This is a genomic window from Streptomyces venezuelae (genome assembly GCF_008642375.1).
Taxonomy (GTDB): Bacteria; Actinomycetota; Actinomycetes; order Streptomycetales; family Streptomycetaceae; genus Streptomyces; species Streptomyces venezuelae_G.
Genome location: NZ_CP029194.1, coordinates 3,479,690 through 3,492,080, shown reverse-complemented (window position 1 = coordinate 3,492,080; position 12,391 = coordinate 3,479,690). Strand labels below are relative to the sequence as shown.

Annotated in this window: 15 protein-coding genes; 12 read left to right on the top strand and 3 right to left on the bottom strand. The window is 73.6% G+C overall.

Translation table 11 applies throughout. From position 1 onward, the window contains the following. The first annotated feature begins 153 nt into the window (after window positions 1-153). The 5 genes from DEJ46_RS15470 to DEJ46_RS15450 all read left to right on the top strand — a co-directional run bounded on the left by DEJ46_RS15470 (window position 154) and on the right by DEJ46_RS15450 (window position 4,267). Window positions 154-1,014, top strand: coding sequence for a L,D-transpeptidase (locus DEJ46_RS15470; protein ID WP_150274464.1), 861 nt, complete (start codon window positions 154-156; stop codon window positions 1,012-1,014). Between the two features lie 20 nt (window positions 1,015-1,034). After that, window positions 1,035-2,183: an alanine racemase gene (gene alr, locus DEJ46_RS15465; protein ID WP_150266987.1), complete on the top strand. Its 1,149-nt coding sequence runs from the start codon at window positions 1,035-1,037 to the stop codon at window positions 2,181-2,183. 10 nt (window positions 2,184-2,193) lie between these two features. Then, window positions 2,194-3,396 (top strand): alpha/beta fold hydrolase, encoded by a 1,203-nt coding sequence (locus tag DEJ46_RS15460; protein ID WP_150266985.1) that lies wholly within the window; start codon window positions 2,194-2,196, stop codon window positions 3,394-3,396. A 10-nt stretch (window positions 3,397-3,406) separates the two neighbouring features. Continuing rightward, window positions 3,407-3,907 (top strand): tRNA (adenosine(37)-N6)-threonylcarbamoyltransferase complex ATPase subunit type 1 TsaE, encoded by a 501-nt coding sequence (gene tsaE, locus DEJ46_RS15455; RefSeq protein WP_190622666.1) that lies wholly within the window; start codon window positions 3,407-3,409, stop codon window positions 3,905-3,907. Between the two features lie 168 nt (window positions 3,908-4,075). Continuing rightward, entirely contained in the window at window positions 4,076-4,267 is a 192-nt protein-coding gene (locus DEJ46_RS15450; protein WP_150266981.1) for a hypothetical protein, read from the top strand. Between the two features lie 8 nt (window positions 4,268-4,275). Here DEJ46_RS15450 and DEJ46_RS15445 read toward each other — a convergent pair whose 3' ends face one another. Continuing rightward, the gene (locus DEJ46_RS15445) at window positions 4,276-4,818 is read right to left on the bottom strand and encodes a hypothetical protein (protein ID WP_150274462.1); all 543 of its coding nucleotides are present in this window, start codon (window positions 4,816-4,818) and stop codon (window positions 4,276-4,278) included. A gap of 161 nt (window positions 4,819-4,979) precedes the next feature. Here DEJ46_RS15445 and tsaB point away from each other — a divergent pair, with 161 nt between their 5' ends. From tsaB to DEJ46_RS15410, 7 genes are all read left to right on the top strand, one after another. Continuing rightward, window positions 4,980-5,636, top strand: a complete 657-nt coding sequence (tsaB, locus tag DEJ46_RS15440; RefSeq protein ID WP_150266979.1) for a tRNA (adenosine(37)-N6)-threonylcarbamoyltransferase complex dimerization subunit type 1 TsaB — start codon at window positions 4,980-4,982, stop codon at window positions 5,634-5,636. A 23-nt stretch (window positions 5,637-5,659) separates the two neighbouring features. Beyond that, window positions 5,660-6,142, top strand: coding sequence for a ribosomal protein S18-alanine N-acetyltransferase (gene rimI / locus DEJ46_RS15435; protein WP_150274460.1), 483 nt, complete (start codon window positions 5,660-5,662; stop codon window positions 6,140-6,142). Beyond that, on the top strand, window positions 6,132-7,235 hold the full coding sequence (gene tsaD, locus DEJ46_RS15430) for a tRNA (adenosine(37)-N6)-threonylcarbamoyltransferase complex transferase subunit TsaD (RefSeq protein ID WP_150266977.1): 1,104 nt from the start codon (window positions 6,132-6,134) through the stop codon (window positions 7,233-7,235). The genes rimI and tsaD overlap by 11 nt, the downstream gene beginning before the upstream one ends. A gap of 11 nt (window positions 7,236-7,246) precedes the next feature. Continuing rightward, window positions 7,247-7,486: a hypothetical protein gene (locus DEJ46_RS15425; protein ID WP_190623217.1), complete on the top strand. Its 240-nt coding sequence runs from the start codon at window positions 7,247-7,249 to the stop codon at window positions 7,484-7,486. Between the two features lie 69 nt (window positions 7,487-7,555). Further along, entirely contained in the window at window positions 7,556-8,404 is an 849-nt protein-coding gene (locus DEJ46_RS15420; RefSeq protein WP_150266973.1) for a polysaccharide deacetylase family protein, read from the top strand. Window positions 8,405-8,521: 117 nt separating this feature from the next. Further along, complete coding sequence (locus tag DEJ46_RS15415; RefSeq protein ID WP_150266971.1) at window positions 8,522-8,887, top strand: YciI family protein; 366 nt, start codon at window positions 8,522-8,524, stop codon at window positions 8,885-8,887. A 73-nt stretch (window positions 8,888-8,960) separates the two neighbouring features. Then, window positions 8,961-10,175, top strand: coding sequence for an RNA polymerase sigma factor (locus tag DEJ46_RS15410; protein WP_190623214.1), 1,215 nt, complete (start codon window positions 8,961-8,963; stop codon window positions 10,173-10,175). On the opposite strand, the gene DEJ46_RS15405 is transcribed toward DEJ46_RS15410, so the two are convergent. Together DEJ46_RS15405 and DEJ46_RS15400 are read right to left on the bottom strand one after the other, a co-directional pair. Further along, entirely contained in the window at window positions 10,169-11,665 is a 1,497-nt protein-coding gene (locus DEJ46_RS15405) for a hypothetical protein (RefSeq protein WP_150266967.1), read from the bottom strand. The two genes, DEJ46_RS15410 and DEJ46_RS15405, sit on opposite strands and share 7 nt — an antisense overlap. Next, window positions 11,658-12,308, bottom strand: a complete 651-nt coding sequence (locus DEJ46_RS15400) for a hypothetical protein (protein WP_150266966.1) — start codon at window positions 12,306-12,308, stop codon at window positions 11,658-11,660. Before DEJ46_RS15400 ends, DEJ46_RS15405 begins: the two co-directional genes overlap by 8 nt. Window positions 12,309-12,391: the final 83 nt, after the last annotated feature.

Genomic DNA, 12,391 nt, shown 5'->3' with positions numbered 1-12,391 from the left:
GGCTGGGGGCGATCAGGGGGCACCGGGGCGCGAGGTCTGGCCCACTCGGGCGAACCCGTTGCCCCGCCCGTGGGATCCGGCGCGCTGGGAGCGCGCGGCGCGGATTGGGTGGGTGGGGTGATCAGTTGCCGAAGAAGTCGTACCGGGCCGTTGCTGCTCGGTCTCGCCGCCGTCCTCGCCCTCGGGCCGACCGTGGCCCTCGCCGATTCGCCCGAGCCCGTCCCGCCCCCGTCGGCCCAGGCCGACGCTCCCGCCCTCGACGACCCGCTCGTGCCCGGGGTCGTCGGGGGCGGGCGGGCCGAGTATCCGATGGATACTCCCGATCAGGTGCTGCCTCCGCTGCAGTCCGAGGACGATGTCCCCGTGCCCGAGCCGGAGGAGGACGTCGACGAGCTGGTCGAGTATCTGCCGCGCAGCGTCGTCGGGGCCGCCTGTACCGCCACCACCGGGACCCATCAGCGGCTGGTCGAGCGGCTGCTGAAGCTGAAGGTGGACGGCGTGCAGTCGGCGGCCGACTGCACGGCCATCAAGGCGTTCCAGGTGCGGGAGAAGATCAAGCCCGCCAACGGGTACGCCGGGCCCGTCACCTGGGCCCGGGCCGAGCTGCTCGCCGCGCGGAAGAACCTCGACCCCGGGCGGCGCTGCCCCGTGAAGAAGGACGCCGTCGCCTGCGTCGATCTCGACCGCCAGCTGATGTGGGTGCGGAAGGACAAGAAGATCACCTTCCCGGTGGTCAACATCAGGAGCGGCCGCCCCGGGTACGCGACCCGGACCGGATGGCACTCCGTCTACTGGCGCCACAAGGACCACTGGTCCTCCATCTACAACACCCCCATGCCCTTCTCCCAGTTCTTCAGCGGCGGGCAGGCCTTCCACGCCGTCTACGGGCAGATCGCCACGCCCACCGGCAGCCGGGGCTGCGTCAATCTCAGCTACGGCAACGCCCGGAAACTCTGGGACGTCCTCCGCAAGGGTGACCGGGTCTACATCTGGGGTAAGCGGCCCGGTGGCTGACACCTGAGAGACTGGGCGCGATGACTGAGACACCTCCGCCCCGCAGAGCCCGCGCCGAGATCGACCTCGGCGCGCTGCGTGCGAACGTCCGCACGCTGCGCGCCCGCGTCGCCCCCCACGTCCGGATCATGGCCGTGGTCAAGGCCGACGCGTACGGACACGGCGCCGTGCGCTGTGCCCGCGCCGCCCTGGACGCGGGCGCGGACTGGCTCGGTACGGCCACCCCGCACGAGGCGCTCGCCCTGCGCGCCGCCGGGATCACCGACGTCCCCGTCATGTGCTGGCTCTGGACCCCCGGCGACCCCTGGGACCGGGGCATCGAGGCCGGTCTCGACATGTCCGTGAGCGGGATGTGGGCGCTGGAGGAGGTCGTCGCGGCGGCCAAGGCCGTCGGGAAGACCGCCCGGATCCAGCTCAAGGCCGACACCGGGCTCGGGCGCAACGGCTGCCAGCCCGCCGACTGGCCCGAGCTCGTCGGCGCCGCTCTGAAGGCGGAGGTCGACGGGCTCGTCAAGGTGACGGGGCTCTGGTCGCACCTCGCCTGTGCCGACGAACCCCACCACCCCTCGATCGCCGCGCAGCTCGACGTCTTCCGCTCGATGCTCGACCACGCCGAGCAGGCCGGTGTCCGGCCCGAGGTCCGGCACATCGCGAACTCGCCGGCCACCCTCACCCTGCCCGAGGCCCACTTCGACCTCGTCCGGCCCGGCATCGCCCTCTACGGCGTCTCGCCCAGCCCCGAGCTCGGCACCTCCGCCGAGCTGGGGCTCCGGCCCGTCATGTCGCTGAAGGCGAGCGTCGCGCTCGTGAAGCACGTCCCCGCCGGGCACGGGGTGAGCTACGGGCACCACTACGTCACCGGTGAAGCCACCACCCTCGGTCTCGTCCCCCTCGGTTACGCCGACGGCGTCCCCCGGCACGCCTCGGGCCGCGGTCCCGTCCTCGTCGGCGACACCGTCCGGACGGTCGCCGGGCGCGTCGCCATGGACCAGTTCGTCGTCGACCTCGGCGGGGACACCATCGAGCCGGGCGCCGAGGCCGTGCTCTTCGGCCCCGGCGACCGGGGCGAGCCGACCGCCGAGGACTGGGCGGTGGCCGCCGACACCATCGCGTACGAGATCGTCACCCGGATCGGCGCGCGCGTGCCGCGCGTCTACCTGGACGAATAGGGGAGCCGGCGTGGGCGAGTCCAGTGGCAGCGGTACGAGCAGTTGGCGGCGGGCCGGCTTCGCCGGGGCCGCGATAGGCGTCCTCGCCGCCGGCGCGGCCGCCGGAGTCGCCGTCGAGCGGCTCACGGTCGGCCGCTCCGTCCGCCAGAAGGCCCGGCTCGCCCTGGACGCCACCGGCCCGTACGGCAGCCTCCGCGGCACCTCCGGCCGGGCGCTCGCCGAGGACTCGACCGTCCTGTACTACGAGGTCGACGAGGTCGAGGCGGACACTCCGCCCGCCCGCCGACGGCGGCTCTTCGGGCGCAGGGAACCCGCCCCCGTCACCGTCGTCTTCAGCCACGGCTACTGCCTCAACCAGGACTCCTGGCACTTCCAGCGCGCCGCGCTCCGCGGCCTCGTCCGTACCGTCCACTGGGACCAGCGCAGCCACGGCCGCTCCGGCCACGGCGTCGCCCAGTCCGGCCCGGACGGGGTGCCCGTCTCCATCGAGCAGCTCGGCCGCGACCTCAAGGCCGTCCTCGACGTCGCCGCGCCCGAGGGCCCGCTCGTCCTGGTCGGGCACTCGATGGGCGGCATGACGATGATGGCGCTCGCCGACCGGTACCCGGAGTTCGTCCGCGACCGGGTCGTGGGCGCCGCCTTCGTCGGCACATCCGCCGGACACCTCGCCGAGGTGTCGTACGGGCTGCCGCTCGCCGGCGTCAACGCCGTCCGTCGGGTCCTGCCGGGAGTCCTGCGGGCGCTGGGGTCGCAGGCGGAGCTGGTCGAGCGGGGGCGCCGGGCGACGGCCGACCTGTTCGCGGGCCTGATCAAGAAGTACTCGTTCTCCTCGAAGGACGTGGACCCGGGGGTCGCCCGCTTCGCGGAGCGGATGATCGAGGCGACCCCGATCGACGTGGTGGCGGAGTTCTACCCGGCCTTCGCCGAGCACGACAAGGCCGCCGCCCTCGCCGTCTTCGCGGAGCTGCCGGTGCTCGCGCTCGCCGGGGACAACGACCTCGTCACCCCCAGCTCGCACACCGAGGCCATCGCCGGCCTCCTCCCGGACGCGGAGCTGGTCATCGTCCCGGACGGCGGCCACCTGGTCATGCTGGAGCACCCCGAGGCCGTCACCGACCGCCTCGCCGACCTGCTGGTCCGCGCCGGTGCCGTCCCGGCCCCGGGGCAGGGGTCGGGGCCCGCGACGGCGAGGACCGACGCTCGCAGGAGTTAGGTTGGCCGGTATGGAAGCAGCGCACCCGCCCGTCTCCGGCGCCACCCTCGCCATCGACTCCCCCGAGCAGATGGGGGACCTCGGCCGCCGGCTCGCGAAACTCCTCCGCCCCGGCGACCTCGTCATGCTCACCGGCGAGCTCGGCGCCGGGAAGACGACCCTGACCCGCGGCCTCGGCGAGGGCCTCGGGGTGCGGGGCGCCGTCACGTCCCCGACCTTCGTCATCGCCCGCGTCCACCCGTCCCTGGTCGGTGGCCCCGCCCTGGTGCACGTCGACGCGTACCGCCTCGGCGGCGGTCTCGACGAGATGGAGGACCTCGACCTGGACGTCTCGCTGCCCGAGTCCGTGGTGGTCGTGGAGTGGGGTGACGGCAAGGTCGAGGAGTTGACCGACGACCGGCTGCACGTCCTCATCCACCGCGTCACCGGCGACACCGACGACGACCGGCGCACGGTCGTGCTCCGCGGGATCGGCTCGCGCTGGGCGGACGAGGACCTCGGCCTCGGCTGAGGGCGCGCCCTGAGGCGCGCACTGAGGGCGAGGCCTCCGGGCGCGGCGCGTACGTCTGATCGTAGGAGCTTCCGACAACGTGTCGGGAAGATATTGCGTCGGTCGTACGTGCCGTGGTGACATGGATGCACGAGCTGGTTAGGTGTACCTAACCTACGGGAGGCATGCATGGCCACGCCACAGCGCGCGGAAGCGGGAGCGGAAGCGGGACACGGCCGGGACCACGTCTCGATGGGCGAGCTGCTGGCGTCCTGCGCCGCCGCGCGCGCCCTGTCCACCCCGCCGCGCCGCCCCGGCCCCGGGCAGGGTGAGGAAGCGGTCGCGGAGGCCGCCGTCGCACGGCGGGACGAAGCCGCCTAGGACAGGCCCTAAGCGACGACGACGACCTTCGCGCCGATCGACGCGAACGTCCACAGCGCGTCCCCGTCCGCCCGCTTCATGCGGATGCCGCCGGTCTTCTTCGACGGGTCCGGCTTCGGCGTCGAGCCGTCCACCGCCGCGCTGAAGCCGATCACCACGTCCTGGTTCGTCGCGAACCGCACCACGTGCTCGATCCGCACCCCGTCGGAGCCGGTGACCGCGCCCGAGCGCGACGTCACCGTGTAGGAGCCCGGCAGCGGGTCCACCGTGCTCGGCATCACCGAGAACGTCCGCGTGGCCTTGCCCTTGGAGTTCACCAGCCACACCTGGCGGTCGGCGAGCGCGTACACGACCCGCTCGCCGCTGCCGGAGGCCGCCGGGACCGCCAGCGGGTCCTTCGCCGGCTGCTTCGGGCCGCCGCTCGGCGAGACGGACGGGACGGCCGTGCCCGGCGCCGTCGGCTTCGCCGACAGATCGGCGGGGGCGTTGGCCGAGGCCTGGTACGCGAGGACGCCGACCGCGACGACGGCCGCCGCGGTGAGCCCGGCCACGAATCCCGAGCTGCTCCTTGCCACCGTGCCCACCTCTCGTACGAACGTATCGAAGGGTGACGGTAGCAGCCGGTGCCCCCGCGGGCCGGGCGCCGTGCCCGTGGGTGCCCCGCCCACGGCTCCCGGGGCGCCGCCCGTCCCGGGAGCCGTAGGCTGTTCGCGTGCTTCTGCTCGCCTTGGATACCGCCACCCCCGCCGTCACCGTCGCCCTCCACGACGGCGAGGCCGTCCTCGCCTCGTCGAGCCAGGTCGACGCCCGCCGCCACGGGGAGCTGCTGCTGCCCGCCGTCGACCGGGTCCTCAAGGAGGCCGGGCTGACCCTCGACGCGGTCACCGGCGTCGTCGTCGGCGTCGGCCCCGGCCCGTACACCGGCCTGCGCGTCGGCCTCGTCACGGCCGCGACCTTCTCGTCCGTGCTCGGCGTGCCCGTGCACGGCCTGTGCACCCTCGACGGCCTCGCGTACGCCTCCGGGATCGACGAGCCCTTCGCCGTCGCGACGGACGCGCGCCGCAAGGAGGTCTACTGGGCGCGGTACGAGGACTCCCGCACCCGGGTGACCGACGCGGCCGTCGACCGGCCCGCCGAGATCGCCGAGCGCCTCGCGGGCCTGCCCGTCGTCGGCGCGGGCGCCCGTCTCTACCCCGAGGCCTTCCCCGACGCCCGCGACCCCGAGCACCAGTCGGCGGCGGCCCTCGCCGGGCTCGCCGCGGAGAAGCTGGCGGCCGGCGGCGACGGCTTCCTCGACCCGCTGCCCATGTACCTGCGCCGCCCCGACGCGCAGGTGCCCAAGAACTACAAGGTGGTCACGCCCAAGTGACCGGCGGCGTGGAACTGCGCGAGATGCGCTGGTGGGACATCGCCCCGGTGCTGGCCCTCGAGGACGAGCTGTTCCCCGAGGACGCCTGGTCGGCGGGGATGTTCTGGTCGGAGCTCGCGCACGCGCGCGGGCCCCGGGCCACCCGCCGCTACGTCGTGGCGGAGACCTTCTCGGAGAGCGGCGAAGGCCGGCTCGTCGGGTACGCGGGACTCGCCGCGGCCGGCGGGCTCGGGGACGTACAGACGATCGCCGTCGCCCGCGACCAATGGGGTACGGGCCTCGGCGCCCGGCTCCTCACCGACCTGCTCCACCACGCCACCGCCTTCGAGTGCGACGAGGTCCTCCTCGAGGTGCGTGTGGACAACACCCGGGCCCAGAAGCTCTACGAGCGCTTCGGCTTCGAGCCCATCGGTTTCCGGCGCGGCTACTACCAGCCCGGAAACGTGGACGCGCTCGTGATGCGACTGACCGTTCAAGGAACTGAGACTGATTCTGATGGCTGCTGACGAACCCCTCGTACTCGGCATCGAGACCTCCTGCGACGAGACCGGCGTCGGCATCGTCCACGGCACCACGCTCCTCGCCGACGCCGTCGCCTCCAGCGTCGACACCCACGCCCGCTTCGGCGGCGTCGTGCCCGAGATCGCCTCCCGCGCACACCTGGAGGCGATGGTCCCGACGATCGAGCGCGCCCTGAAGACGGCCGGGATCTCCGCGAAGGACCTCGACGGTATCGCCGTCACGGCCGGGCCCGGCCTCGCGGGCGCGCTGCTCGTCGGCGTCTCGGCCGCGAAGGCGTACGCGTACGCCCTCGGCAAGCCGCTCTACGGCGTCAACCACCTCGCCTCGCACATCTGTGTCGACCAGCTGGAGCACGGCAGGCTGCCCGAGCCGACGATGGCCCTGCTGGTCTCCGGCGGGCACTCCTCGCTGCTGCTCTCCTCCGACATCACCTCCGACGTGCGGCCGATGGGCGCCACCATCGACGACGCGGCCGGCGAGGCCTTCGACAAGATCGCCCGCGTCCTCGACCTCGGCTTCCCCGGCGGACCGGTCATCGACCGGCTCGCCAAGGAGGGCGACCCGAAGGCGATCGCGTTCCCGCGCGGGCTCAGCGGCTCGCGGGATCCCGCGTACGACTTCTCCTTCTCCGGCCTCAAGACCGCCGTGGCCCGCTGGATCGAGGCGAAGCGGGCGGCGGGCGAGGAGGTCCCGGTACGGGACGTGGCCGCGTCCTTCCAGGAGGCCGTCGTGGACGTGCTGACCCGCAAGGCCGTCCGGGCCTGCAAGGACGAGGGCGTCGACCACCTGATGATCGGCGGCGGCGTCGCCGCCAACTCGCGGCTGCGGGCCCTCGCCCAGGAGCGCTGCGAGCGGGCCGGCATCCGGCTGCGCGTGCCGCGCCCGGGCCTGTGCACGGACAACGGCGCGATGGTCGCGGCGCTCGGCGCCGAGATGGTCGCCCGCAACAGGCCGGCCTCGGACCTGGAGCTGTCGGCTGACTCCTCCCTGCCGGTGACGGACCCGCACGTGCCGGGCGCGCACCACCACGACCACGATCATGTGCACGAGGTCAGCAAGGAGAACCTGTACTCGTGAGGCTCACCCTCATGTGGGAGGCGCGGGCCGCGCAGGGCCGGGGCGCCGAGCTCCTGGAGTGGGCCAGGGCGCAGGTCCTGGCCCGTGAGCCGCTGCGCCGGGAGATCTTCCGCGCCCCGCAGGACCGGGTCCTGGTCCTCACCTGGTGGGAGGCCGGGGCCTTCGACGCCGAGCTGCCCGAGCTGCCCGAACCGGACGCGGAGCTGATCACCCGTCCGGTCCACCGCTGGCGCTTCGAAGCGGTCGAATAGTCGGTCGAAAGAGGGACACCGGGCCGAAAGCAGAGCAACCTTTCGGCCGGATCGGGCATCCCACAGCGCGTGAAGAAGACCATCGCGCTGTGGGCCGCCCTGACCGCCGTCGCCCTCCTGGTGACCGGCTGCTCGGCGGAGGAACCCGGTGGCGCTCCCGCCCCGGCGAGGACGACCGCGCCCGGGGCCGAGCCGTCCGCCGAACACAAGGCGCCCGGCGCACCCGGGGGCGCCGCGGCCGCCGCGTACCGGAAATGGGGCCTCAAGCCCTTCGCCGCGCCGCCCGCGCCGCCGGCGGTCAAGCCGGTGGTCCGCGCGGCCGGCGGCCCCGTACCCGTCATCAGCGACATCCCCACCAGCGAGAAGATCGTCTTCATCACGATCGACGACGGGGCCGAGAAGGACCCCGAGTTCGTGCGGATGATGAAGGACCTCAAGGTCCCGGTGACGATGTTCCTCACCGACTCGGCGATCCGCGGGGACTACGGCTACTTCGCCCCGCTCGCCGCCCAGGGCCACGGCGTCGCCAACCACACCCTCACCCATCCCAACCTCCGCACCCTCTCGCGGGAGGCCCAGCGCCGGGAGATCTGCGGCCAGCAGACCAAGCTCGCGAAGGAGTACGGCACGCCTCCGCGGCTCTTCCGCCCGCCGTACGGCAACTGGAACGAGGACACCCGCGCCGCCGCCGGCACCTGCGGGGTGGACGCGATCGTGCTCTGGCGCGAGTCCATGCAGATCAAGAACATGCAGTACCAGCGCGGGGACAGGAAGCTGCACCCCGGCGACATCATCCTGGCCCACTTCCGGGGCCCGTCCGAGCTCAAGGGCCGGACGATGACCGAGATGACGGCCACGATGCTGCGCAGGATCCAGGAGCAGGGCTTCACCGTGGCCCGCCTGGAGGACTACGTGTAGGGCGCGCACACCTCTCCGGAAGATTTCTCCGGCGCGGTGTCGATGCGGGTCCGGCCCGTTCGACGTATGTGTGGAAGGCGGGGAACGGCCCCGCCACCGCACCACCGAGGAGTCGTCATGCCCCGCTTCCTGTCCCTCGTCCGCATCGAGGAGAACACGATCGACATGGAGAGCGCCGACCCCGGCTTCGAACAGCGCATGGGCGCGCTCTTCGAGGAGATCACCAAGGCCGGCGCCATGGTGGACACCGCCGGACTCCGGCCGACCGCCGAGGCCACCCGGATCACCTGGTCGGACGGCCAGCTGTCGTACACCGACGGACCGTTCACCGAGACGAAGGAGGTCGTCGGCGGCTACGCGATGCTCCAGTGCAAGGACATGGCCGAGGCCGTCGAGTGGGGGAAGCGCTTCCTGGCCGTGCACCCGCCGCAGTGGAAGGTCGGCCTGGAGGTCCGCGAGGTCGAGGAGATGCCGGAGGGCTGACCCGCGCCCGGCCGTCGGCTGTGCTGTCATGTGAACCGTGACGGTGGAGAGCACCCTTGAGACGGCCTTCCGGATGGAGTCGGCGCGGATCATCGCCACGGTGGCGCGGATCGTCAGGGACGTCGGCATCGCCGAGGAGATCGCCCAGGACGCGCTCGTCTCCGCCCTCGAACAGTGGCCGCGGTCAGGGGTCCCGGACCGGCCGGGCGCCTGGCTGACGGCCGCCGCGAAGCACCGCGCCGTCGACCTCGTGCGGCGGCGCGAGACGTACGCGCGCAAGCTCGCCGAGGTCGGCCGGACGCTGAGCGAGGAGTCGTACGACCCCGAGCCGTCCGGTCCCGGCGACATCGACGACGACCTCCTCCGGCTCGTCTTCACCGCCTGCCACCCGGTGCTCTCCGCCGACGCCCGCGCGGCGCTCACACTGCGGCTCGTCGGCGGGCTCAGGACCGACGAGATCGCGCGGGCCTTCCTCGTCCCCGAGGCGACGGTCGCGGCCCGGATCACCCGCGCCAAGCGGTCGCTGGCGAAGGCGGGCGTGGAGTTCGAGGTGCCGTACGGGGCGGAGCGGGCCGCCCGGCTCGGCTCCGTCCTGGAGGTCGTCTACCTGATCTTCAACGAGGGGTACGCGGCCACCGCGGGCGACGACCTGCTGCGGCCCGCGCTGTGCGAGGACGCGCTGCGGCTCGCCCGGGTGCTCGAAGGGCTGATGGCCGAGGAGGGCGAGGTGCACGGCCTGGCGGCCCTGCTGGAGCTCCAGGCCTCCCGCTTCGCGACCCGGACCGGGCCCGACGGGCAGCCCGTGCTCCTCGCCGACCAGAACAGGAGCCGCTGGAACCGGCTGCTCATCAGGCGCGGGTTCGCCGCCCTGGAGCGTGCCGGCGACGGGCGCACCTACGGCCCGTACGCCCTCCAGGCCGCTGTCGCCGCCTGCCACGCGCGGGCGGTGACCTACGAGGAGACCGACTGGCGGACCATCGCCGCCCTGTACGGGCGGCTCGCGGCCGTCGCGCCCTCCCCGGTGGTCGAGCTGAACCGCGCGGTCGCCGTCTCGATGGCCGACGGCCCGGAGGCCGGTCTCGCGCTCGTCGACGCCCTGGCCGACGGGACCGCCCTGGCGGGCTACCACCTGCTGCCGAGCGTGCGCGGCGACCTGCTGGCCCGGCTGGGGCGGACGGCGGAGGCCCGGGCCGAGTTCGAGCGGGCGGCCTCGCTCACACGGAACGCGCGCGAGCGGGAACTGCTCCTCGGGCGGGCGCGGGCGGCCGGGGCAACAGGGGCTCAGTAGCGCAGGATCCGGCCGGCCGCGGTGCCGACGAGGACCGTGCCGTCGGGGGCCGCGTGCACCGAGAGCGGGCCGTACGGGGGCAGCGGGCGCCGGTCGAGGACGGTGCCGTCGGCGGCGGCGACCGAGAGCAGCGTGCCGTCGGTGCAGAGGGCGTGCAGGATCCCGGCGTGCGCGTCGAGGTCGACGACCGTGGTGGCCTCGGTCTCGGGGCCCAGGGGCAGGGTCCAGACGACGTCCCCGGCGGGGAAGGTCCGGCGGACCAGCTCCGTCCGGCCGTGCAGGAGGGCGGGTCCGCCGGTGTCGGAGACGTACACCGCGCGGCCGAGCGGGCGGTCGACCCAGAAGGGCTCCAGCGGGAAGAGCGTCGTCTCGGCGCCGGAGCGGGGGTCGAGCGCGATCACGTCCCGGCGGCGCCGGCCGTACAGCAGCTCGGGGCAGCGGCGGGCGTCGACCGGGACGAGGTCGTACCGGTCCGGTTCGTGGACCGTGACGAGCGGGGTGCCGTCGGCGGCGAGGACCCGGGTGTTGGGGTCGGGACCCTCTTTCTCGCTGCTGCGGTTGTACGTGTCCCGGATCGCCCACACCCCGTCTGTACGGGCCGAGAGCGCGGCCGAGAAGGGCACCGAGGGGTTGTCGAGGACCGTGCCGTCGGAGGTGTCGACGAGCGGGAAGTCGGTCCGGGTACGGGAGTCGGGGCCGGCGACGGTGACGCGTGCCGTCCGCTCGTCGGCCGAGACCTCGATCCGCGTGCCGCCGGCCGCCGACGGCGCGGGCACGCTCCACAGCAGCGTCCCGTCGGGGGCCCGGCATTCGAGCGCGGTGTGCTTCCGGGTGGCGAGCACCCGGCCGTCACTCAGCCCCGCCACGGCCCGGACCCCGCCCCTGCCGTCGTAGCTCAGGCCGGCCCGCTCGGCGAGGGCACGGAGTGCCTGCGGCGCGGGGTCCCGGTCGGGGTGCGGGAGCGGGGCGTCCGGGTCGAGCGGCAGCTTGTGGAGGTCGGACAGGCCGAGGTCGTCGGGGGCGAGGCCGCGCCACTCCTCGCGGGCCACGACGGCCCTGGACCGCTCGAACTCCACTCCGTCGTGCATGGCGCAGAAGGTGAGTTCGAGGGTGCTCGCGTCCGTCCAGCGGACCAGCTCGACACCCCACTGGGGGTCGGCGAGGTCCACGCGGTGGCCGCTTCCGGGTTCGAGGAGGACGAGACGGCCCTCGCGCATGTACGCGTCGCTGTTGTCGAAGCCGATCGCGAGGAGCGGGAGCGTGGGGTGGAAGGCCATCGTGTCCGTCTCCATGGCCACCGTCAGGACGTGCGCGCAGGAGAGGTCGGCGGTGCGGTAGACCGCCACCCGGCTCAGGTCCGACACCACCGAACTGACCGCGACCCACTCCCCGTCGTCACTGAAGACCGCCTCGGTCGCGAGCCCGAACAGCTCGGGGAAGGGCTCCTCGTGGAGGACCTCGCGCGGGGACGCCGTCGGCTGCTCAGGCATGGTGCTCCGTCATGTGGGTGAACGTGGTGCGGGTGAGGACTTCCAGGGCCTCCGGCGTCGCCTCCGGCGCGAGGACCCGGAAGGACGCGGCGAAGGCCGCCGACTCCGCGCAGAGCGTGCGCGCCGCCAGGGCCTGGTTGAGGCGGGGCATCACCTCGTAGGAGCAGTACGGGTGCTCGCCCTCGACGAACGCCCGCAGACTCTCCTCGTACGAGGCGTACTCGCCGTCGTACGCCCAGCCGTCCAAAGACAGCAGCAGCGGGAACCGCGCCCGCACCTCCCACGCGGCGAGGGGCACTTCCTCGTAGGTGGCGTCCTTCTGGCGGTCCGCGAGTCGCAGCAGCGTCGCGAGCCCGGTCATGAAGGCGGGGACGCCCTGCGCTCCGGCGGCCGCCCGCCAGGTCCTGCGGTCGGCCTCCGGGCAGGTGTCGAGGAACTCCTCGCTGAAGACGGTGGACAGGTAGTCCAGCTGGGAGGCGAGGTGCTGCGGGGTGACCCGCCAGGCGGGGTCCCAGTACTCCGTGCGGGTGACGCGGCCGAAGCGCAGGACCTCCCACTCCAGCGGGTCGGTTCCGCCGGCGGCCAGTCCGACGAGGTGCGCGATCGGACCGGTGGTGAACATGCCCTCCGGATGCAGCGCCATGACTCTCCGCCCCCCAGGTCTGGATCCTGCCGCTACGGAACTCTAGTCACGGGTCTGCGGAGCGCGGGGCGGCAGGTCACCGG

Coding starts and splice junctions, on each gene's coding strand:
- DEJ46_RS15450 (WP_150266981.1), top strand. CDS start 4,076: ATGGCCACGCCACAGCGCGCGGAAGCGGGAGCGGAAGCGGGACACGGC.
- tsaD (WP_150266977.1), top strand. CDS start 6,132: ATGGCTGCTGACGAACCCCTCGTACTCGGCATCGAGACCTCCTGCGAC.
- rimI (WP_150274460.1), top strand. CDS start 5,660: ATGCGCTGGTGGGACATCGCCCCGGTGCTGGCCCTCGAGGACGAGCTG.
- DEJ46_RS15400 (WP_150266966.1), bottom strand. CDS start 12,308: ATGGCGCTGCATCCGGAGGGCATGTTCACCACCGGTCCGATCGCGCAC.
- tsaE (WP_190622666.1), top strand. CDS start 3,407: ATGGAAGCAGCGCACCCGCCCGTCTCCGGCGCCACCCTCGCCATCGAC.
- DEJ46_RS15425 (WP_190623217.1), top strand. CDS start 7,247: ATGTGGGAGGCGCGGGCCGCGCAGGGCCGGGGCGCCGAGCTCCTGGAG.
- alr (WP_150266987.1), top strand. CDS start 1,035: ATGACTGAGACACCTCCGCCCCGCAGAGCCCGCGCCGAGATCGACCTC.
- DEJ46_RS15415 (WP_150266971.1), top strand. CDS start 8,522: ATGCCCCGCTTCCTGTCCCTCGTCCGCATCGAGGAGAACACGATCGAC.
- DEJ46_RS15405 (WP_150266967.1), bottom strand. CDS start 11,665: ATGCCTGAGCAGCCGACGGCGTCCCCGCGCGAGGTCCTCCACGAGGAG.
- DEJ46_RS15410 (WP_190623214.1), top strand. CDS start 8,961: ATGGAGTCGGCGCGGATCATCGCCACGGTGGCGCGGATCGTCAGGGAC.